Raw genomic sequence first — 21605 nt, 5'->3', positions numbered from 1 at the left:
AGGCTGGGTTTTTGGCCACGTCATTTCCTATAAAAGATCGTGAAGCTGGTGGTAGGCTTCCACCACGCGTTTAAAGCGGTCTTCCAGTTTTTTGTCACCCTTATTAACATCGGGGTGGAGCTGTTTGACAAGGGTTTTGTAGCGTTTTTTGATATCTTCGCTGCTTGCGTCTTGCGGGAGTTCCATCACCGCCAGCGCGGCCGTCTGGGTGGAGGTGAGGCGGCGCGACGGCTGCGACGGCGCCTGATACTTCACCGTGCGCCCGTTCAGCCCGGCATAAAAGCGGTTGATGGCCGTTTCCAGGTCCGTCTCCTGCGGGTTGGCGCGGCCTACGAATTCCGGCGGCCAGGTGGGGCGGTGCCCCACGATGGCCTCGCGCTGGAAACTCTCGATATCCTCCGGCGACATGCCCGCGAAATAATCCCAGCGCTGATTGAACTCACGGATATGCGTTTCGCAGAACCAGAAATAATCTTCCGCGCTGTTGCTGCCCAGTACGCCACGGTTCTTTGGTGCGCGATGGACACCCTCCGCCGGGCAGCCCTTCCAGTCGCACGGGTGGGCGTGCGGAGCGATGGGATCGGGCGAATGGTAGCGACGTGCGGACATAGGGCCTTATGCGGTTGCGTGAAGCGCAGAGCAAGGCCCAGCAAGATAGAGGGCCTTATGCAGCGTAAACGAAGCTTCGTCTCTAGCCCATTTCAACCTGGCGCGAAAGGCGCTTAGGCGACTTCTTCCTCTTTTTTTGCCGGGGGCACCGTGGCCGCCACATCCTCGCCGGAGCTGTAGGTCATAGCCGGGCTCTGCGCCAGCGTGCGCACCAGCTGGCACACCAGCTCGCGCTTGGAAGGATCGGGAATGGCCATGTATTCGCGCATCATGAGCATGGCGGAGCGCTCCTGATAATTGCCCTCCTGCAGCGATACCGGCAGAATGCCTTCGAACATGTAGGAAATGGGGATATTCAGCTTCTGGCACAGGTCGGCCAGCGTGCCGGCGGAAATACGGTTTACGCCGCCTTCGTATTTATGCAGCTGCTGATAGGTGATGCCGATCACCTCGGCCAGTTGCTTCTGGCTGTAGCCATGCGAAATCCGCCATTGCTTGATGCGCTGGCCAATCAGTTTGTCCATCACCTTCACGCGTGATGTTGTTTTTGTTGGTTCCGTCATAAAATATCCTTTTCCATCAATGCCTAACTAGTAGACGCATTTGACGTGTGCGTGACGCTTTCATGGCATTTTGATGACAGGCTTCAAAACTGCCCTTAAGGTGTTTTCCCCATATAGTCTTTTACAGGCCACGTCATCATGAACCGCATCGAACGCATGAAAAAATTGCTGTCTCCACTGGAAGCGGAACTGCTTGAAATCAGGGATGATTCTAAGAATCATGCCGGTCACGCCGGGGCGCGCCCGGAAGGTGAGACACATTATCATATCAGCATTGTAAGTAATGCATTCGCCGGGATGAACCGTGTGGATCGCCACCGCAAGGTACAGGGGCTGCTGGCGCAGGAGTTTGAAACCGGCCTGCATGCGTTACAGATCAAAACGCGCACGCCCGATGAAACGAGTAGGTAAAACTAGTAGCTGATACCATCGTGGGCCAGCAGCCATCGCTTGATGGGTAACCCCACATTGAACCCGCCGATGCCGTTGGCGGCCAGCACGCGATGGCAGGGAATGAACAGCGGCAGCGGGTTGTGCTTGCACGCATTGGCGGCGGCGCGAAACGCGCGCGGCCTGCCAGTCAGCGCCGCCAGCTCGCCATAGCTCACGGCTTCGCCGAAAGGGATATGCTGCATCTGTTGCCACACATCCAGCATGAAAGGCGAAGCGTCATAACGAAGCGGCACGGTGCCGTGCAGCGAAAGCCTGTCGTTGAAATAGCCGTCCAGCGCCGCAACGGCGCGCGCGAGCATGGGCGTGACATCCCGCGTCACCGGCATGGAGCGGAAACTCACCTGATGCAGCCCGTCGTTATTGGCAGCCAACCAAAGCGGCCCGAAGGGGCTTTCGTAACGGGTGACGTCCAGCAGCTCAGGCGCAATCATGCGGGGCATCCGCGCGGTGGGCCTCGTGGCAGGCGGGGCAGATGGCGCCCACCGCGTTCAACCCGTCATCCAGCGCCACGCGGTCGTCAAAGACGAAGCAGTCGCCTTCCCACATGCCGCGCTGGTTCTTGCCCTTGTAAAGATAGTTGATGATGCCGCCATGCAGTTGCACCACCTTTTTGAATCCTTGCCCGGCGAGGTATTTACCCGCCTTCTCGCAGCGAATGCCGCCCGTGCAGTAAATGGCCAGCGGCGTATCCTTGTCATCGCCGAGGTGTTCTTCCACCCAGGCGGGGAATTCGCCGAAATCCTTGGTATTCGGGTTGAGCGCGCCCTGGAAATGGCCCATCTCGAATTCATAATCGTTGCGCGTGTCGATCACGCGGACCTTGCCGCTTTGCAGCAGCTCGTCCCATGCGTCCACATCGGCATAATCGCCACCCATGCTGGGATAGGCCGCGCCCATGGTGACGATCTCCTTCTTCAACCGCACCTTCATGCGCTGAAACGGAACAGCATCCACGGCATAGCTGCGCACTTCCATGGCTGCAAAACCGGGCAGATTGTGCAAATAGGCAATCGCCTGTTCCACCGCTTCCGGCGCGCCGCACAGGGCGCCGTTCATGCCTTCCTCGGCAATTAGGATGCTGCCCTTCAGGCCGAGTTTCTGGCATTCCGCCAGCATCGCCGCCTGATGCGCGGCATAATCCGGCCAGGGCACGAAATGATAAAAATGGCTGATTTGATACGATTCCATGCCGCTTCTTTACTACCAAGCGCGCCTTTTGCCAAGCATGGGTGATAATGGAGCCAGGGCAGGCGTAGATTCAGTCTGGGCCGCCGGCGAAAACGTCGATTTGCGAGCACCGTAGCGCAGCGTACTTATGTACGTGAGCAACGGAGCGCAGAAACTCGGCGTTTGCAGCAAGGCCAAGGCTGAATCTCCGCACGTCCTAGTTTGTCGGATATTCCTCGCCCTCAACCGGCCCGTCCAGCTCTTCTTTGGTAAGCTCCCTGCCTGCCTGCGGCGATACTTTGGCCGCTTGTTCCGCCTCGGCATTCGTGGCCGGGGCTGCATCGGTGGAGGGTTTAACGTCGGCGGGGGTGGGCGCTGCGGGTTTCGCTTCTGCTGCCGCCGGTGCGGGTGCCGCTTCGCCCTTGGCCGGTTCCGCGGCAGCGGCGGGTGCGGCCTTCTCATCCGCCTTGGCTTCCGGCGGCGGCGGAACCTGCTTGGCCGGTGCGGGTTTCGGCGCCAGGTTCTCTTTCTCGCGGAAGCGCTTCATGAACCCGTCGAAGCGGGAGATGATGCCCTCCATGCGCGAAAGATTCGTATGGTTGATGTCGATCATCTTTTGCGTCAGGAAGTCGAAACTATCCTCATACTCGCTGCCTTGCAGTTCGGCCTGATAGGCCGCGCGCGTATCGGCGATGCCGGGGCGGTCATTCATGAATTGCTGGGCGATGGCCAGACGGAGCATGTTCTGCGCGCGCGCATCATCCACCGGCTCGCCTTTTTTCCGTGCCGTCGGCCGTGCGAGAATATCCTTCAGGTAACGCACGGTGCGCGGCCAGTCCTGCTTTTTCCATAGCACATCGACGGCAATGGCCTGCCCCTCGGGCGTATTGTCCGCTTCCACCAGCTGCATGGCCTCGTCCAGTTTGCCGGTTTTCAGCAAGGCTTGCGCCAGCAGATGACGGCGCGTGACGATGATATCGTCCTTCATTTTGTCCTGCTGCGTGGCCTGGATGGTTTCAATCGCCATTTCCGGCTGGTTGTTGAGAAGCTGCACAAAAGCCAGACGCGTGCCCACGCGCGCCAGATCCTCGCCCTGCAAACGGTAACGTATCTGGTGGGTCAGCAGCGCGCTGGCGCGGTCCAGCAAATCCACCTGCACCAGACGGTCCGCAAGGTTCTGGATCATCTTGTCGCCCTCATCTCCAAGCGGCGTCAATTCGCGAAATTCATAGTAAAGCGCCAGTGCCTCCAGCGGCGGCAGGTTATCCGCCCCGCCCCGGTTGAACTGCTGAATGAAGATATCGCCCATACGCCCGGCGATCGCCTGCGAGAGCGGGCTGTTCGGATAATTCGATACCAGCTCCTTCCAGATGCGCAACCCTTCACGCACCCTGCCGTCGTCAATGTAAAGCTGCCCCAGCACACGCAGCAGCTGCTGCTCGATCTCGTCATCGCGCCATACGGGGCGGATGGCTTCCAGCTTCTTGATGGCATCCTCACGCTTGATGAGGCCGAGGTTATATTGCAGGTCCGTAAGCGCCAGGGTGGCCATGGTGCGAATGCGCGGATTTTCCATCTGCATCGTCAAGGGCTGCCACAGGGTAATGGCCTCGTTGAACTTACGCCCGGCGGCGGCGATCATGCCCAGTGTGAACTGGGCCTGCGCTTCCGCCCCTTCCATGGAATGATTTTTGCTGAGCTTGTCGACCATATCCAGCGCTTTGGAATAGTTCTTGTCGCGCATGTATTTGTCGGCCAGCGCGAAGGCGAGCTTCTGGTTCGTGCGTGTGTCGTAACCGTAGAGATACTGATCCCAGCTCGCATCAGGGCGCAGCGGCGCTTCGTAGGTTCCACCCGCAACGGAAAGCAGATCCTGCCACATATTGACTTCCTTAAGCCCGGCAAGCTCGGGCGCGGAGAAGGCCTGCCGCGCCTCTTCGTTCTTCCCTTCGCCGAACAAGGCAACCCCACGCAGGGCCTGAACCCGTCGTGCCTTGGCAAAATCGGGGTCGTCCGCCACCAGCCTGTCCAGAATGCCAAGCGCTTCGGGATACATGGATTCCGCCAGGTAGAACTGCGCCAGGCGCAGGCGGAAAGGGCTCGGATTGGTCTGGCTCGCGCGCACCAGATTGCTCAGATGCTGCTGCAGCACGTCGGTGAATTTCTTGCCTTCCGGCGCTTTCCACCGTTCTGCCGGGAAGAGCTTGCCCGTTTCCAGAAAATCATCCGCCACCGTCGGCGGCGGGGGCGGCAGGTCGGGGGAGAGTGTCAACCCGTAGGGGCCGGTCAGCGCCAGCATATTCTCGCGCGGTTCCAGCTGCAGGTCCTCGCGCAGAATATCCACGGCCACGCCCTGGCTGCTCGGCGCGAAACGCGCATCCACGAAATTCTGCCCGTTGGTGATGCCGTAACCCGCATTGCCGATCGGCACCACGGCAAGCCGGTTGCCGGTATAGCCATCGGTGAAATGCAACGGCGCGGCATAGTCACGCAGCGGAATGGTGATCTCGCCCACGCCCGCCTCATTGGCCTTTGCCTGAATGGTCAGCGGCTGGGTGCCGCCCAGCTTGCCGTCCTTGAGGGTCAGCGTCCAGCGGTCGCCCTCGCGGCTCACCATGGGGGTCATCTCGCCCACCGGCTGAAACTGAATGACCGTGGCGCCTGGATGGGGCATTACCTCAAAGCCTTTGGCATGGGCCAGCTTGGTGCCTTTCAACGGGCGCACATCCAGTTGGCTCGGCTTGTTGAAAACGATCCAGCCAGTGCCGTCCTTGATGAACTGCGCCATGGCCACATGCTCACCCCACGGAAAGCTGATCACGTCCGTGCTGCCGTCGCTTTTCATTTCCGGCACCAGCGCGGCGGGCGGGGCGGCGGGCGCGCTGGCGTTGCGGGGTTTGTAACGCTGGTTGTCCGGCAGGTTGCTGGCCGTCACCGGTGTAGTGGCTGCCGGGGTTTTGCTGCCCCCTTCGGTCAGGTACAACGCCTTGCTGGGCTTACCGGGCAGGGCGGCATTCTCCGCCGGGGCAGGGGCGGCGACCTTGGGGGCTTCCGCCACGGCGGGCGTGGGCTTTTCCGCTGTCTTCTCGGGGGCGGCTTCCGCCGTTTGAACCGGGGCCGCCTCCGCGGGCTTGCGCAGGTTCACCACCACCTTGTTGCCCTGGCGCTCATGCTGGCTTTCCGGCACGCCTGCGGTCTCGATCTGGTAAAGCAGGTGGCCGTTTGTGCTGCGCGGCGTGATTTTTTTGACCAGGCCTTTCAGGCTGGAAGGAATGGAAACGCCCGGTTTTGGCGCGGTCCGGTTGAATTCCACCGTCAGCTTGTTGCCTTTCTGAAACAGGCGGTAACTGGCTTTCTGGTTCCAGTCGAAGCTGAGTTTGGCGCCGTCTTCGGCGGGGGTAAGGGTGGTCTTCAATGCCGTGGCGGGTGCAACGGGCGCTTCGGGGGTCGCTTCCGGCGCGGGGGCGGGCGTAATGTCCATCGCCTCCGTTTCGGCCGGCTGCATCGTGTCTTTTGCGGCAACCTTGTCCAGCGGAGCGGCCTGGGTGACGTGCTTATCGACCAGTTTCTTCGGCAGCATAAGTTCCACACCGCTGGCCGTGCCCGAAGCGTAGCTTTTCACCGCCATCGGCTCTGTCAGCGCGAAGGTCACTTTTTTGCCGTCATCGGCGCTTTGCGCGCCGATCACAAAATCGCGCAGCGCGCTTAACACCCCGGCCGTATTGGCCGCCACCGGCTCTTCGAATTCGATGGTCAGCTCGTTGGCGGCGCTGCTGGCGCGAAACCGCACCGGCTTGCTCCAGTCAAACCCGATGCGGGCGGTATTGCCAAGCAACGCACCATTCATTTTAACAGGAACGGGTGAGGCGGCTTGAGCGAACGGCGCAAAAATCCATGCCGCTGTGAAACAAAACACGGCAACCAGCAGGCACCACCCCAGTGCGCGCAAGCGGGACATCTAGCGGCCAATAACCCCCGAAATCTGCGGTATAAACCTATTGCGGCAGCGTCAAAACAATATCAACCCGCCGGGCCTTACTATAACGGGCCTCTAACGCTAAGTCTTGTGAAATTTGCCCGTAATTACCGCTTGCCGCCCCCCATATCTTGTAGATGGGTGTTCCGTTTGCCTCAATCAGCGAGGCAATGCTCTGCGCCCGCGCCAGCGAAAGCGCCCAGTTGGAGGAAAACCGCGCGTTGGAAAGCGGTGCAGGGTCCGTATGCCCGATGACGGAAACCCGCAGATTCGTACGGCTGATCGCCGCCACCAGATTGGCCAGTTCCTGCTTTGGCGCCGGTGGAATATCGGCGCTTCCGGGGGTGAAATAGGCATCCCCCGCCAGGCGGATGGTGATACGCGCGCCATCCATGGTCAGCGTGGCATGGTCGGCGGGTATCTGGTCGAGCTGGCTTTGCAGAATATGCTGATAATAGCTGAGTCCTCGCGTATCGGCCGGGGTGGCGATAACATCGGAAAGCGCCGTTTTCGGTGTGCCGCCCTCCTTGGAAGCGAATTGTTCCTGTACCTGCTCAAGCACATGCTTCGGCGGTACCTGCATGGCATAAAACATCACAAAAAAACAAAGGATCAGCGACAAAAGATCCGCCAGCGACAGGATCCAGAGCGGCAGGCGCCCATCCTGCTTTTGACGGCTAGCGTATAATGATGAAAAATTGCGCATGATCGGGCTTATCCTGGGTGGCGATGCCTGTCAGCAACTGGCTTTCCTGTAGCGCGGCGCTGCCGGTCATGGTTTCCGCCCATTGGCTGAGGCGTCCGGCGGCAAGCTCATCTTTACTCATGACAAGCAGCAGTTTCATGTAGCTGCCTTCTCCGGCGATCGTTGCGCTTTGCTTCAGCGCTTCCAGCACATCCGGCCGCAGCGGCTTGCCGTCAAACCAGCTATCGGGTGATAGATCGAACACCATCTGGCCCTGATCGCCCGAGATGCTGCGTGAGCTGAGTGTCGCATGCGCCGCCATCGCCTTTTCAATGCGGTCCATCCGGTCAATCAGCGCTTTGCTGTAGCTATCTTCCACCAGCGTGGCCTGTTTGGCCTGCTCCTGGGTGGAAAAGGTGCCGCGCATGCTTTGCATCACCTGTTTGGCGCGCTGCTGGTCAAGCAGCGATTGGCTGGTGAGCGCGATGAAAAATGCAAGCAGCAGCATGAACAGCGACACCAGCATTTTCTGGTAATTCACTTGCCCTTGCGGGTTGTGCCGGCGCAATTCGGCCAGGGACAGAACGGATGCGGGGGCGTGGGGCCTGGTATCTGCCTTGCGCCGCATGGCTACATGTCGTTAAGCAGGCGGTCGATATCGCTTTGCGAAAGCCCGTCGCCGGAGAGTGCCGGTCCATCCAGCAGACCTTTGGCATCCTCGGCCTTGCGAATATCGGACGTTTCAATATCCTGCCCGGCGATGCGGGCAAAAAATTTCTCGATCTTCTTCAGGCGTTGCCCGGTAATGTCCTGAAAGCTGCAATGCTGAACGATTTCGCTCATCATATCCACGGCGGCCTCGGGCACGCCGTCAATCTGCTGGGCGTTGCCGGCCAGCTCTAAAATGGCGTCGGTAGCCTGGGCGCTGGCATCGCGCACCTCGTTCAGCTCTTCCACCATATGTTCCAGGTCGTCCATGATGGCCTGCAGCTGCGCGGCCAGCACCAGCCGTTCTTTCTGATGCTTCTCATCATGGCAGAATTCGGGTTTGGCAGAGTTTTTCAGCACTTTCACCAGTTCGGCCATCGTCAGATGCGCCCGGTCCTGAATGGTGGAAAAAAACTGATTGCCAGCCTCCACCGCCTGTTTGGTGGATTTCTGAATAGACCCCATGAACGAGCCCCCTGTTGTTATCCTTTTAATTCAAGGATTTGCTAGAATGGCCCCAGAACGGCCGTCAGCTTTTCCTTCAGCACATTAGCATTAAAAGGTTTAACAATATAATTAGAGACCCCGGCTTTTTTTGCTTCAATCACGTTTTCCGTCTTGCTTTCGGCGGTAACCATAATGAAAGGGGTTTTGGAGGTTTTTTCCTCGGCACGCAGCTTTTTCAGCAGCTCCAGCCCGGTCATTGGTTCCATATTCCAGTCCGAGATGATCAGCCCGTACTCCTTCTTGCCGATCAGCTCAAGCGCCTGCGGCCCGCTGTTGGCGGCGTCCACATTGTTGAAGCCCAGCTGTTGCAGCAAGGTTTTAATAATTTTGACCATGGTTGCATAATCGTCGACAACCAACACACTCATGGCTTTATCCACCACGGCACTACCTCATATAAAATGTTTCTTCACGTCATGAGTAGTCCCAGTTGTTAAATAAAAGCTTAAATTTCAGCGCGCTTCTGTTTCAAGCCGGAAAAATATTTGTGCAGCGCAACCTACGGCGGAGTTTACACGCCGCATTTCTACCTAAAGGGCATTAACGGGAGTTAGGGAAGCTGCGGTGGCGGCGCTTTGGCATCCGCTGCAGGCGCAGTGGCTGCGGCGGGGGGTGGCCTGGGTGCAAGCGGCTCGGGTTCATCCATGTCATCCGGCTTGGGCAGCTTTTTCTGTTCGGAAAGCTGCACCGTCACTTCCTGGGCCTTTTTAGGGTCCATCGAAGCCAGAATGGGCGATACCTTCTTCTCATCCATCTTGCTGATCACGGGCAGCAGCACGTCCATGTCCAGCTGTTCGAAGATGCGGGCCGCATCTTTCGGCTTCATGTTCTGGTAGATCTTCACCAGGCTGCGGACCTTTTCCTGCTCTTTCTCGTCATATTGCTTCAGCAGGTCCTCAATCGTCTTTTTCAGGTCGCGCATTTCGCCAAGTTTCTTCTCGATGGATTGCTCGGTCGCTTTCAGCACATTCTCGCGCAGGTCGGCGGTTTTGGCCTGCTGCTCCAGCTCGTCGCGGCGTTTGGAGAGACTTTGCAGAATATCCACTTCCGTCTGGGAGAATTCGCAGCCCTTGCCGTTCATGTCGGGCAGGGCAACGGCCTGCGGCTGGCCGGGGGCCGCTTTTTCTCCGGGCTTGGCTATGCCGTCATCCTTGGGTTCTTCTTTCTTGGCTTCCTTTTTCGCGTCGCCCTCGCCATGTTCGGATGAGGTCTCCTCTTTTTTCTCCGCGGGCTTGTCCTCGGCGGAGGATTCCGAAACCAGCATGGCGCGCATCACGTCATGCCCTTCCACCACCAGGTGGTTCATACGAAACCCAAGGGTAAGAAACAGCGTGATCAGCAATATCGGCAAAAGACGCATGGGGCTGCCTTAACGGATGGATTTCAGGGCTTGGAGCAATTCCATTTCCGCCTTGGATTTCGGGCGGTTCGGGTCGTTCGGCTCAATGACGGGCTTGGTGGTGCCGGCAGCAGCCTTTTTGGCGATGGTCTCAATGCCCGATGCCTTGGGGTTTACCTTGGCGGGCTGCTCGGTGCCCCGGGGCTCGGGTTTGGTTGGTTCCGTCTTAGCGCGGGAAGCCGGCGTGGGGCCGCTTACCTTGCCGCTCACATGGTCGGCCACCTTATTGGCTTTCTCGATCAGGTAGGCCAGATCGTCGGCCATGAATTCCGCTTTTTCAATTTTGATGGAAAGCTTGTCCACCGCCGCCTGGCTACCGTTGCGCAGCTGTTCCACGCTTTGCTCTGCTTTTATCACGGCCTCGTTGAACTCCTGCACAGCCTGAGCCAGGTCCTCGCGCCCGTCGCGCAGCACCTTCAAAAATCCGTTCAGCCGGTAGCAATAATAAATGGTGACCGACAGCAATACGACAATGACCGTATCAAGTAAGAAGCCAAAAATCATACGAGTTCGCCTTCTTGCGGGGTTATTTTCTGTTTCACTTTCACGGCGATGGTGTTCTCCACCCGGCCGAGTCCAGCGGTAAATAATTTTGTTCCTGCACAAACAATGCCAATATCGTCATCCGGGCCGTTATCCAGCAAAATGGTGCTGCCCACCTTGAAGTTGAACACATCGCCGAGCTTGAGCAGTTTTTCGCTTAAGACCGCTTCCAGCGTCACTTCCGTGTTGCGCACTTCCTGGCTCAGGTAGGTTTCCCAGATGGAGTCGCGGCCGAATTTTTCCCCCATGAACATCTGCAGCAGCAGGTCGCGGATGGGCTCAAGCGTGGCATGGGGCAGCAGGATTTCCAGGTTGCCGCCGCGCTCTTCCATATCCACGCGCAAGCGGATGAGGATGGAGGCATTGCCGGGCCGTGCGATGGTGGCGAATCGCGGGTTGGTCTCCAGCCGGTCCACATGGAAGGTCACCGGGCTGATGGGGTCGAACGCGGCGCTCATGTCCGCCAGCGCCACTTCCACCATGCGTTTGACCAGCTCCTGCTCAATGGTCGTGTAGGGGCGGCCTTCGATGCGCACCGGCCGGTTGGCGCGCCGCCCGCCCAGCAGCACGTCCACGGCGGAATAGATCAGCGCGCTGTCCACCGTCACCAGGCCGAAATTCTCCCATTCCTGCGCCTTGAACACAAACAGCAGCGCGGGCAGGGGGATGGAGTTGAGGTAATCGCCGAAACGCAGCGAATGCATGGAGTCGATGCTGACATCCACGTTATCCGAAAGGAAGTTGCGCAGGCTGGTGGACATCATGCGCACCAGACGGTCGAACACCACCTCGAGCATCGGCAGGCGTTCATAGGCCATCAGGGCCTTGTCGAGAATGGCGTTGATGCCGGTATTGGCGCCGTCGCCATCGCCGCTGGTATCAAACCCCAGCAGGCTGTCGATCTCATCCTGGTTCAGCACGCGGCTGGGCGCGCCGCTTTCATCCGTTTCGCCGCCCAGGCCCCAGTCGGCCGCGTTTACATCATCGCCGCCGATGGTCTCGCCATTGCCTTCCTGCGCATTGCCGGTGGCCTCATTGGCCAGCATCGCTTCCCATTCGGCGGAAACATCTCCCCCCTCTCCGGCAGGGCTGTCGCCAGCGGGGTTGTTCTCTTCGGGGTTTGGCTGCTCGTCTTCTTCTGCCACGCTGCCTACTGAACAATCATATCTTTAAACAGTATATCATTAACCTTTGCCGGCTGCACGATTTTGTTGATGCGCAGCAGCAGCTCCTCCCGCAGGCGGAAGATGCCGCCCGAGCCTTTCAAATCCTCCGGCCGCAATTCGCGCAGGTAGGTCTGGAAACTGTCGATGATGCGGGGTTCGTAGCCCTTTACCGTCTCCACGCTTTTTTCATCCGCCACCACCAGCGTCACCGTCACTTTCAAAAAGCTGCTGCGCTTGGTCGGGGAGTTCAGGTTGACCAGAAAATCGGGCAGGGGGTGATAAATCGCGCCATCGGGGGATTTGCTGTCGGCCGCCGCTTCGCCGCCATGCCCGCCACTTTTTGCTTTCTCATGGCCTTCACCGCCTTCGCCATGTTCACCACCTTCGGCCTCTTCGCCGTGGCCTTCCTCTTTTTTCTCTTCGGCATGCTCTTCGCCATGCCCACCTTCCTCGGCGGTTTGTTCTTCACCGGCGGGTTTCTCTTCACCCCCGCCGCCGAACATGCCCATCAGATAGGCGCCCACGCCAAGCCCCGCGAAAAGAATCACCGCCACAATGGCGATAATCATTTTCTTTTTACTCTTTGGCTTTTCCTCGCCTTCGCCACCTTCAGCGGCGGCTCCGTCTTTATCTTCAGGTTCTTCCTGCTTCGTCTCTTTTGCGGACATAATCGCCTCAATATGCATTCATCCACTATATACAGGAAATATCACGGCATCTCAACACTACATATACGGCGCCGGGCGGTTTTTACACATCACATAAATGCCCGAAACAAAACTTGGCACGCTTCCTGCATATAGGGTGCGAATGCAAGGAGTACGGCCATGGATAATGCCATATACATCGCCCTATCGAAACAGATGGTGCAGTTCCGCAAGCTGGATGTGCACGCCAACAATATGGCCAACGTCAACACGCCGGGCTTTAAGGAAAACGTGATGATGATGACGGACTGGACCGTGAATAACGGCAACCGTCAGAAAATCTCCTTCGCGCAGGATTTGCGCCAGTATCGCGATATAGAAAACGGCCCCATGCAACAGACCGGCAACGCGCTTGACCTGGCCATCGACGGCAAAGCCTATTTCGCAGTGCAATCGCCCAACGGCACGCGTTACACCCGCACCGGCAATTTCAAGATCGATCCCAACGGCCTGCTGGTCAATGCCGACGGGCTTCCCGTTTCCGCTGTCGGCGGCGGCACCATCACCATCCCCGACACGGCGCGAGAGATCAGCTTCGGCGCCAACGGCATGATGCTGGTGGATGGCGAGGAGATCGCCCGGCTCGATATGGTCAGCTTTCAGAACGATCAGAAACTCGTGCGGGAAGGCAACACGCTATACGCCGACAACGGCGCCGGTCTCCAGCCCGCGCCGGAAGAAGACTACAAAGTGGCCCAGGGCTTTCTGGAAGGTTCCAACGTCAAGCCGGTGGTCGAACTCACCGAGCTGATCGACACCCAGCGTCGGGTGTCGGGCACAAGCAATTTCATCGATACGGCCTATGACATGCAGCGCCGCGCGCTGACGGCATGGGCCAAAACCAACATGTAATGCGAAGGGGATAAACCATGCGTGCATTAAACATCGCCACCACCGGGATGCTGGCCCAGGAGCGTAACATCGAGGTTACATCCCAGAACCTGGCCAACATGACCACCACCGCCTACAAGCGGATGACCCCTGAATTTCAGGATCTGATTTATCAGAACTACAAGCGCGTGGGCACCAACTCCTCCGACGCGGGCACGATCGTGCCCACCGGCATTCAGCTGGGGCTGGGTACGCGCCTGGCCTCCATCAACCGCATCAGCGAGCAGGGCACCCTGAAGCGCACGGAAAACCCGCTGGATATGGCCATCAACGGCAAGGGCTATTTCCAGATCGAGCTTCCGAGCGGCGACATTGCCTACACCCGCGACGGTACATTTAAACTAAGCCCCGAAGGTGAGATCGTCACCTCCGACGGCTACCGCCTGGTGCCGGGTTTCGTAATCCCCGAGGATGCGCTGGATATCAGCGTCAACCGCAGCGGCGAAATTCAGGTGACCTTCGCCAACCAGCCGGCCCCGCAATTGATCGGCCAGCTCGAGATCGCCAACTTCATCAACGAAGCCGGCCTTCAGGCGCAGGGCAGCAACCTCTACACAGAAACCGCCGCCTCCGGCCAGCCGCTGCTCGGCCTGCCGGGCGAGGATAATTTCGGCGAAATCTTCCAGGGTTCGCTGGAAACCGCCAACGTCAATTCCATTGACGAGATCACCGGCCTCATCACTGCGCAGCGCGCGTATGAAATGAACGCCAAGGTCATTTCCACCGGCGACGAGATGATGCAGGCAGCCACCAACGCCAAACGATAAACGAAAATGATCTGAGGGAATAACGCCATGTTAACACGCACCGTCATGACATTGCTGGCAGGGACCACCGCCCTGATGATGCCTGGCCTGGCTGCGGCGGATGATTTCACCGCCAAACAGCTGACCGGCGCCATTCAAACCCAGCTTGAGCAGAATGAGAAACTGGGCGACGTAAGCGTCTCCCTGATGGGGGATTACCCGCAGGTTCTCTACCACCATGAAAAACCGCTGACCGTCAGCCTGCATGTGGACAAGCTGGAGGTCGACCGCGGTATTTTCAGCGTGACGGCCGAACTGAAGGAAGCCGCCAATCCGGACGGCCCGGTGGTGGGCAAGCCCTTCGTGGTCAATGGCCGTTTTGATGAGATGGTGGAACTGCCCGTGGCCAAGCGACGCATCGTCGGCAAGGAGCCGGTGAAGATAGAGGATCTCACCTGGGCGAGCTTCCCCAAGCGCCGCCTGCTGCGTGAAACGCTCACCAGCATGGAGGATGTGGTCGGCAAGGCGCCGAAGCGCAGCATCCCCGAAGGCCGACCCATCTCCAATGACGATGTGATGATGCCGCTGATCGTGCGCAAGAACGATCCCGTCACCATGATTTACGAAAGCAAAATGCTGCACATCACCGCCAACGGCACCGCCACCCAGGATGGCGCCGTGGGCGACCGCATCGGCATCCGCAATGCCGACAGCAACACCACCATTTACGGCACCATCACGGCCCCCGGCACAGTGAGCGTGCGTAGCAGAGAACCGGTCAAGATGACCGATAACAATGCCGCAACCAATGCGGCTGGAGGGAACCATGCAATACGCTAAACAAACGAAAACACTGCTCATCCTGAGCGGCTGCCTCGCCCTGAGCGCATGCGGAAACACGCTGGACCGTCTGGAGACCATGGGGCGCGAACCGCCGATGGCCAAAATCGAAAATCCCACCATGCAGCCGGGCTATCAGCCGGTTTCCTGGCCGTCGCCCCAGCCCAAGGCCGATACGCCGCGCGGCGCCAATTCGCTCTGGCAGCCGGGCTCCAAGGCCTTCTTCCGCGATCAGCGCGCCCGCAATGTGGGTGACGTGCTGACCGTGATGGTCAAGATCAATGATCTGGCGCGGGTCAATAACACCACCGAGGCCAAACGCACCGGCGACGATTCCTTGAGTGCAGGCAATATCTTCGGCCTGGAGGACAACATCGCCGGAGCCGTTTCCAGCCAGGCCGTCCCCTCGGCCCTGCTCAACATGAACTCCAACCACAATTCAAAGGGCGATGGCACCATCGATCGCCGCGAACAGATCGAAACCGCGCTTGCCGCCACCGTCACCCAGGTATTGCCGAATGGAAACCTCGTGATTTCCGGCCGCCAGCAAATCCGTATCAATTACGAGATGCGTGAAATGGGCGTAGACGGTGTCGTCCGTCCGGAGGACATCAGCAGCGACAACAAGGTCGACAGCTCCAAAATCGCCGAGGCCCGCATCAATTATGGCGGCAAGGGCACCCTCAGCGATATCCAGCAGCCGCGCTACGGCCAGCAACTGATCGATATCCTCTCGCCCTTCTAAGCAAAACGGCCTGCCCCTTGTGGGGCAGGCCTATCTACAAGACGAACACACCCCGGCAATGATTGCCGGGGTGTGGTTGTTATGAGCCTGAATAAATCAGGCGACCAGGTCGAACAATTCGTTGAAGCGTGAAATCTGAAACATCTGCATCGGCTGTTCCTGTGCGCCGCGGATGCTGAGTTTGATGCTATGTTTCTCGGCCTCGTCCTTCACCAGCAGCAGCATGCCAAGGGCGGCGGAATCCACAAAATTCACCGCGCGAAAATCCAGCGTGACCTGCTCAACCGGCGGCTGGCATGCATCCAGCACGCCCTTGATATCTTCGTGATCGGAAAAGGTGAAGGCGCCCTTGAAAACGAAAGTGGCTGCCTGCTGGGTGAGTTCCTGCGTAATATCCATAAGCTACCTATCTATGCCGCAATATCTTCATTGGCGATTTCCTTGTCCAGCTCCAGCGGGACGGAGGAGTAGGTGGAAGGTATATCCAGCCCGCGCGAGGCAAGATGGCTGGCCATCTGCTGCTTCACATTGCCGGTACGCAACCCGTCCATCAGGCTTTCGGCATATTCCATGCTGACGTTACGGGTGGAAAGGCTCTGGCTGAAGCGCTCCGGCGCATGGCGCATCACGTTCTGAAAGCAGGCGGAAACATGGCCGATGGCGCGCATGCATTGTTCCAGCGTGCGCTGGCGGTGCTGGTCATTATCCGGCGTAATGGTAACCGCCTCCATCGATTTCATGAGTCCGGCGGATTGGGCGTTCATGGTTTCCAGCATGTCGCGCAGGGTTTCGTTGCGCTCCACCATGGATTCCAGCAACTGGTCGAGCTGATTTTTGGAGGTCACATTCTCCGAGAGATCGGTGGTGGCAACCGTTTGCAGCAGGGCGAACCCGTTGGTCACGCTTTCATGCACCCTGCCGATTTTCTGCTGCATGTTGGTGGAGAGCTTTGCGATATCCAGCGCCACGGCCTTTACTTCCTCGGCCACCACGGCAAAGCTCTTGCCCGCCACGCCTGCGCGTTCCGCCTCTATATTGGCGTTCAGCGCCAGCAGACGCGTCTGACGGGTGATTTTCTGGATATTGGCGATCAGCTCATGCGTACCCGCGAGGTTGCTGATCGCATCCTGCATGGTAAAGACCATTTTCATCGCCATTTTGGAAATATTGACGATCTTGTCGACCGAGTCATTCAGGCTGCGGTTGAACAGGCGGCCGAACTCCTCCAGCGAAATGGTGCGCCCGTCAAGCTCAAGCGTGCCGGCTTTTTGCGTGAGCAACTGAAGCCTCTCGCGATATTCGCGCGTATCCTCGGTGATGCGTTTGAACTGGCTGTCCAGGCTGGCGGTCTGTTCATCCTGCGTGGCGATGGAGGGGATTTCCTCCTTAAGAAGATCCATGACGGCCAGCAGCACCGGCAGCATGGCGATGGTCTTCTGAAAACTGCCGACCAGCTTCTCTGCTTCGCTCTCGCCTGAATGGTCCGCAACAATATCGGATTGAGAACGAACAGTGTCGTGGTCCATAAGCATCCTCGTCAGCGGCGTCATATAACGTCATATAAACTGTAGCTTGTTGTCCCTGTCATCAGCGGCTACATAATCTAGTTATAACCATCTTCTCGCATTTGTCTCGCCGTTTTTACGAATCTGTTTTCACCAGGTAATGCCATCATGCAGGAAACAGCATCAATCTTATGGGATACGCGGCTTCACGGCGCGCCGGTGCCGGGGGTGCTGCATGCGCCCGTCATGCAGGTGGTGCCGTTGACGCAGTCGATCGGCGATTTTGTTGCGCATTATACAAAAACCCCTCTGCCGGCCATCATCAGCAGCCAGACGGCGATGCTACTTTTAGCGGATATAATGCGCCAGCGGCATCCGCAGCTCATCGTGACCGGGCAGGCCACCGCGCGGTGCGCCGCTGATCTGGGCATAGCCGCCGCGAATGCCGCCGCGGCCATGAACATGGGGGAGGGCATGCGCGCCGTTGCCGATTATATAAAGGAGCGGCGCATCCCGGCCTGTTATTATCTGTCGGCGGAGCAGACAGCCTTCGATATCGCCCAGCTGGAAGCATGGTCGGGCGCGAGCATCAAACCCTTCGTCTGCTACCGCACGGAGACGGCCGATGCCCTGCCGGATGATATACGCAAAAACTGGCTGAAAATTGACGGCATCGTGGTGGGCTCGCTTCGCACGGCCCGGGCGCTTGCCGATCTGGTGCGGGCTTCCGGCCTGTCGGCCACGGGCAAGGCAGGGTTTTGCCGCAATGCCGATATTGCCGCCTGCTTGCGCGAACGGCTTGACATGGAGGCCTTCCATCACGATGGTAGAGGCACTGGCGAAGACGCGTTCGATGCATGGCTGGCAAAAAGCTGGCAACAACGTGTAACACTGAAAACAGGCTCGCATTAAAAGGGCCATTGAACAGGGAAGGCTTGGGTGAGCGAAACGCCGATTCACAACGAGGAAACACCCCCCGTGGCCGCGCCCGTCATGGAGGAGGCCTCCACGCCGCCAAAACCGAAAAAGACCGCTTCCCTATGGGATGCCTGCTTGTTTGCCTTTATCTTCGCCGCCGTCCTGGTCGGCGGCCTCTATGGGCGTGAGGCGGGCTGGCATGGTTTTGACTGGAACAATATTCGCCTCAACCTGCAACAGGCCTTCAAATTGCATGATACCACGCCCACACGTGTCGCCGCTGCCCCTGCGTCCATGGCCGAAGCCGCATCTCCGCCACTTGCCACGGCCGAGGTGACTCTCCCGCCTGAGCACAATCGTCTGGAAATATCACCCCCGCTGCAACCCGTGCCGCAAATCGCCGCCGAGGAGGCCACCCCGCCGGAGCAGCAGATGCAAGGCCCCGCGCTTCCCGTTGCCGCGCCAGCCGATGCGCCGTCACAGTCCGGGAGAGATGAAGGCCTGAGTGCTTCCAGCTGGCAGTCGATGGTGTCGCTGCAGCGCGCATTGCTGAACGGTCAGCCCTATTATGAACCCCTGTGGAACATGAAGCGCAGTCTGCCCAAGGATCACCCACTTGTTTCGGTGATTGAGGCGCTTGAACCGCAGGCCGGAACCGGCATTCCCAAATTCATTGAGCTTCAGCGGGAATTCAGCGTGTTCGCCACACCGCTGGCATCGGCCCTTCGCATCCGTGAAGATACGCCTTACTGGCTTGCGCCGTTGCGCCATATTGCTGTGCGTATGCTTTCCTGGCGGCGCGTGGCCGACGCGGGCAACACGCCCGATGCCGCAGTGGACGCCATGAGCGAAGCCCTGCGCATGGGTGACATGGCCGCCATCAAAAACGCTTCCGATCGCATCGGCGCTTACATCCATGTGCGCAACAACGATGCGGGCGCCGTGCAGCGCTACATGCAGTGGCATGAATCCATGAACAGCTGGCTGACGGCCAACACCAACCTTCAGCAATTGATGGATATGCTGCAAAGCGATGCCATCGCCGGAGTAAAATCATAATGGGCCGTCTGAAACGCATTGTAGGGGTTGTGCTGTGGGCGGCCATCATCGCGGCGGCCATCTGGGTTCCAGGCAGCCTGCGCATTCAATGGCTCGGCTATGAAGTGCAGCTGTCGGTGGCCTTCTGCCTGGTGCTGTTGATGCTGGCCTTCCATTTGGTGATCTGGCTGGACAGGGCCGTGCGCTGGGTGGGCGCCTTGCCCTCGCGCATGCAGAACTGGCGCAAGCACGGCAAGGAAAGTGACGCCATACAGGCGCTTATCGGCGGGCTGGACGCCATGGCGGCTGACGATCTGGCGCTCGCGGGCAAACGCATCCGCAAGGCGGCTTCCCTGCTGGGCGAGCATGAACACCCGCTGCGCCCGATGCTCTGGATGAGCCAGGCATGGCTTGCCACCTGCAAGGGAGACCAGGCAGAGGCGGACGGCTTCTACCGCAGCCTGGCCAACGAGGAGAGCACCCGCCATCTCGGCCATCGCGGGCTGCTGGGCGCGCGCATCAAGCGCATGCTGAAAAGCGAAGGCCTGCTTCAGGCCGACGCCCTGCTCGAGCAATCCCAGCTTGCCCTGAAGGATGACGCCGCCTCCAGCCTGCCGCGCCGGGCGGAGATCATGGCGCTTATCCGCCTCGGCCATTGGGAGGAGGCGCTGAAATCCTGGAAACAGGCCGCCCGTTACGAAATCCTTCCGCAAGATGAGCTAAGCCGCTGGGCCGCCGCCATCCACACGGCGCTTGCCCGCATCTATCTGGGCCGCAGCCAGTATAATTATGCGCTGGACGAAGCCAAGCAGGCATTGAAATACAAACCCGGCTTCCAGGGCGCCGCGCTGATTGCCTTTAAAGCGATTCTGGCGAAGGACGGGGTATCCACCGCCCGCCGATTTCTATTGAAACAATGGCAGACCGGGCCCGTGCTGGAAATGGGCGCCCATTTCCGTCAGGAAACCGAAGAACAGCCCAAAATCTGGCCCAAAACGCTGGATATGCTGGCCGACAGCAATGAACAGGCCTGGGAAACCCAGTTTCTCCGCGCCGAATACCTGGCCGAGAACGGCAAACTGGCCGAAGCCGCCAATATTCTGCAGAACATGGCCCCCAAGGCCCCATGCCCCGATGTGCTGTCCCTGTGGGCCGACGTGGTGGAAAACATGAAGCCGCCCGGATGGCGGGAGACCGTCTCCCAGCTTCATGTCGACATGCTCAACCCCGTGCAAAGGGCCGGCTGGCATTGCGCCCATTGCGGCACCCCCCACCGGGAGTGGGAGGCGCTGTGCCAGGGATGCCTGGAGATTGGCACCATCCGCTATGGCCTGCATGACCTGACCCAGCGCACGCTGATGCAGGATGAGCCGGAAAGCCACGTGCTGCACGTGCCGCTGCCCATGCTGACCGCCGAGGTGGAATAATCGCCCCATTGCCAGATGTTTAATGAATCTGTCACATTGTTTTAGTATCCTCGGGGTGTGAAATACCAAAAGACCCTACAGCAGGTAAGTCTATGCCAGTGGATCTCAATAAGCGCTTTTACATGGAAGTGGTGTCCGTCCCGGCCCATGTCCTCGAAGGCAAAAAGCTAGGCCCTATCGAGCGCGCCCGCGCCCTGGCAGGCAATATTCCAGGTGTGAAAAGCGGCCTCGACACGGTTGAGTTCATTCGCGTGCAGACCCCCGGCCAGCAGGGCTATGAATGGTACCAGTACCAGACCCATCCGGATGGCGCCCCCTTCAACCTGACCCAGGTGAACACCCCGGCTGTCGATAGCAAGGATGTTCGCATTCTGGCCGGTGGCGAGGTTAATCCCTCCACGGATTACACGGCCCACCCGTCCCAGCACCCGCTGCTGAGCGCGTGGAAGAACAACCGCCAGACGCTGGAAGCCCGCCACGTCAATCTGGCTGCCGAACAGGATTTTCTGCCCGTTCCGGCACAGGTGAAGCAGCGCACCGGCTGGGTGGATGCCATCGGCAACGCCATGTGGGCCGCGCTGAACGCTGAAGACGCCCAGATTGCCCATGCTGCCCGCACCGAGCGCCGCCAGGCCGCTAACCAGACGTTGGCCGACAGCTCCGTCAAAGCCGAGCAAATGGCCAGAGAACAGATGAACGCCTTCGGTAAATTCGTTGGTGGCGGCGTAAGCCTGGCCGCTGGCGTCGGCATACTCGAAGTGGCCAACCGCTTCGCCGAACCGGTGATCGACCTCGTTGTGAAAGACAAGGAAAAGACCGGCGCTATCGGCAACCTCGTCAATCTCGGCACGCGCGTGCTTCAGGGCGCAACGGTTCTGGCCTATGGCCTTGCCACGCTCAACAAGGTGCTGGGTGAGAACACCAGCCTTCGCAACATTGCCGAAGGCGGCCTCAAGGGCATCAACCGTCTGGCCATCAACACCGGCGAGACCTTCAACGACGCCAAGAGCTT

24 protein-coding genes are annotated in these 21605 nt (G+C 59.1%); 9 read left to right on the top strand and 15 right to left on the bottom strand.

Annotated elements, in window-relative coordinates:
• Positions 1-27: 27 nt before the first annotated feature.
• Positions 28-609, bottom strand: a complete 582-nt coding sequence (locus GC177_04575; protein MBI1275228.1) for a DnaJ domain-containing protein — start codon at positions 607-609, stop codon at positions 28-30.
• Between the two features lie 113 nt (positions 610-722).
• Positions 723-1172, bottom strand: a complete 450-nt coding sequence (locus GC177_04570) for a helix-turn-helix domain-containing protein (protein ID MBI1275227.1) — start codon at positions 1170-1172, stop codon at positions 723-725.
• A 138-nt stretch (positions 1173-1310) separates the two neighbouring features.
• Here GC177_04570 and GC177_04565 point away from each other — a divergent pair, with 138 nt between their 5' ends.
• Positions 1311-1583 carry a BolA/IbaG family iron-sulfur metabolism protein gene (locus tag GC177_04565; protein ID MBI1275226.1) on the top strand — a complete coding sequence of 91 codons (273 nt, stop codon included), beginning with the start codon at positions 1311-1313 and terminating at the stop codon, positions 1581-1583.
• Between the two features lie 2 nt (positions 1584-1585).
• Here the strand turns inward: GC177_04565 and GC177_04560 are convergent, their stop codons facing one another.
• The 11 genes from GC177_04560 to GC177_04510 form a co-directional block, all read right to left on the bottom strand.
• Positions 1586-2065: a methylated-DNA--[protein]-cysteine S-methyltransferase gene (locus GC177_04560; GenBank protein ID MBI1275225.1), complete on the bottom strand. Its 480-nt coding sequence runs from the start codon at positions 2063-2065 to the stop codon at positions 1586-1588.
• Complete coding sequence (locus GC177_04555; protein ID MBI1275224.1) at positions 2043-2813, bottom strand: hypothetical protein; 771 nt, start codon at positions 2811-2813, stop codon at positions 2043-2045. The genes GC177_04560 and GC177_04555 overlap by 23 nt, the downstream gene beginning before the upstream one ends.
• A 196-nt stretch (positions 2814-3009) precedes the next feature.
• Complete coding sequence (locus GC177_04550; protein MBI1275223.1) at positions 3010-6750, bottom strand: hypothetical protein; 3741 nt, start codon at positions 6748-6750, stop codon at positions 3010-3012.
• A 37-nt stretch (positions 6751-6787) separates the two neighbouring features.
• The gene (locus GC177_04545) at positions 6788-7474 is read right to left on the bottom strand and encodes an OmpA family protein (protein ID MBI1275222.1); all 687 of its coding nucleotides are present in this window, start codon (positions 7472-7474) and stop codon (positions 6788-6790) included.
• On the bottom strand, positions 7446-8081 hold the full coding sequence (locus GC177_04540) for a hypothetical protein (GenBank protein MBI1275221.1): 636 nt from the start codon (positions 8079-8081) through the stop codon (positions 7446-7448). The genes GC177_04545 and GC177_04540 overlap by 29 nt, the downstream gene beginning before the upstream one ends.
• Positions 8082-8083: 2 nt before the next feature.
• Positions 8084-8626 (bottom strand): hypothetical protein, encoded by a 543-nt coding sequence (locus GC177_04535; protein MBI1275220.1) that lies wholly within the window; start codon positions 8624-8626, stop codon positions 8084-8086.
• Positions 8627-8667: 41 nt separating this feature from the next.
• Positions 8668-9036, bottom strand: a complete 369-nt coding sequence (locus GC177_04530; GenBank protein MBI1275219.1) for a response regulator — start codon at positions 9034-9036, stop codon at positions 8668-8670.
• A gap of 182 nt (positions 9037-9218) precedes the next feature.
• Positions 9219-10028: a hypothetical protein gene (locus tag GC177_04525; GenBank protein MBI1275218.1), complete on the bottom strand. Its 810-nt coding sequence runs from the start codon at positions 10026-10028 to the stop codon at positions 9219-9221.
• Between the two features lie 9 nt (positions 10029-10037).
• Positions 10038-10571 carry a hypothetical protein gene (locus GC177_04520; GenBank protein MBI1275217.1) on the bottom strand — a complete coding sequence of 178 codons (534 nt, stop codon included), beginning with the start codon at positions 10569-10571 and terminating at the stop codon, positions 10038-10040.
• The gene (fliM, locus tag GC177_04515) at positions 10568-11656 is read right to left on the bottom strand and encodes a flagellar motor switch protein FliM (protein ID MBI1275216.1); all 1089 of its coding nucleotides are present in this window, start codon (positions 11654-11656) and stop codon (positions 10568-10570) included. The genes GC177_04520 and fliM overlap by 4 nt, the downstream gene beginning before the upstream one ends.
• A 104-nt stretch (positions 11657-11760) precedes the next feature.
• Complete coding sequence (locus GC177_04510) at positions 11761-12444, bottom strand: flagellar basal body protein FliL (GenBank protein ID MBI1275215.1); 684 nt, start codon at positions 12442-12444, stop codon at positions 11761-11763.
• A gap of 159 nt (positions 12445-12603) precedes the next feature.
• Between GC177_04510 and flgF the strand changes: the two genes are divergently transcribed.
• The 4 genes from flgF to flgH are packed head-to-tail and all read left to right on the top strand — an operon-like array spanning position 12604 to position 15705.
• The gene (flgF, locus tag GC177_04505) at positions 12604-13335 is read left to right on the top strand and encodes a flagellar basal-body rod protein FlgF (protein ID MBI1275214.1); all 732 of its coding nucleotides are present in this window, start codon (positions 12604-12606) and stop codon (positions 13333-13335) included.
• 17 nt (positions 13336-13352) lie between these two features.
• Positions 13353-14141, top strand: coding sequence for a flagellar basal-body rod protein FlgG (flgG, locus tag GC177_04500; GenBank protein MBI1275213.1), 789 nt, complete (start codon positions 13353-13355; stop codon positions 14139-14141).
• A 27-nt stretch (positions 14142-14168) separates the two neighbouring features.
• Complete coding sequence (gene flgA / locus GC177_04495) at positions 14169-14960, top strand: flagellar basal body P-ring formation protein FlgA (protein MBI1275212.1); 792 nt, start codon at positions 14169-14171, stop codon at positions 14958-14960.
• Positions 14947-15705, top strand: a complete 759-nt coding sequence (flgH, locus tag GC177_04490; protein ID MBI1275211.1) for a flagellar basal body L-ring protein FlgH — start codon at positions 14947-14949, stop codon at positions 15703-15705. The genes flgA and flgH overlap by 14 nt, the downstream gene beginning before the upstream one ends.
• Positions 15706-15801: 96 nt before the next feature.
• Here the strand turns inward: flgH and GC177_04485 are convergent, their stop codons facing one another.
• Both GC177_04485 and GC177_04480 read right to left on the bottom strand, forming a co-directional pair.
• Positions 15802-16104 carry an STAS domain-containing protein gene (locus tag GC177_04485; protein ID MBI1275210.1) on the bottom strand — a complete coding sequence of 101 codons (303 nt, stop codon included), beginning with the start codon at positions 16102-16104 and terminating at the stop codon, positions 15802-15804.
• Between the two features lie 11 nt (positions 16105-16115).
• The gene (locus tag GC177_04480; protein MBI1275209.1) at positions 16116-17255 is read right to left on the bottom strand and encodes a hypothetical protein; all 1140 of its coding nucleotides are present in this window, start codon (positions 17253-17255) and stop codon (positions 16116-16118) included.
• Positions 17256-17378: 123 nt separating this feature from the next.
• On the opposite strand from GC177_04480, the gene GC177_04475 reads away from it, so the two are divergent.
• From GC177_04475 to GC177_04460, 4 genes are all read left to right on the top strand, one after another.
• On the top strand, positions 17379-18122 hold the full coding sequence (locus GC177_04475; GenBank protein ID MBI1275208.1) for a hypothetical protein: 744 nt from the start codon (positions 17379-17381) through the stop codon (positions 18120-18122).
• A 27-nt stretch (positions 18123-18149) separates the two neighbouring features.
• On the top strand, positions 18150-19187 hold the full coding sequence (locus GC177_04470; protein ID MBI1275207.1) for a hypothetical protein: 1038 nt from the start codon (positions 18150-18152) through the stop codon (positions 19185-19187).
• Complete coding sequence (locus GC177_04465; protein ID MBI1275206.1) at positions 19187-20593, top strand: hypothetical protein; 1407 nt, start codon at positions 19187-19189, stop codon at positions 20591-20593. Before GC177_04470 ends, GC177_04465 begins: the two co-directional genes overlap by 1 nt.
• Before the next feature lie 92 nt (positions 20594-20685).
• Positions 20686-21605 (top strand): hypothetical protein (locus GC177_04460; protein MBI1275205.1); only part of this gene is annotated, 920 nt, incomplete at its 3' end.

Source organism: bacterium, from assembly GCA_016124905.1.
Taxonomy (GTDB): Bacteria; Pseudomonadota; Alphaproteobacteria; order Rickettsiales; family RI-342; genus RI-342.
The sequence above is the reverse complement of the archived record's forward strand: the minus strand, read 5'-3'. Positions and strand labels throughout refer to the sequence as shown.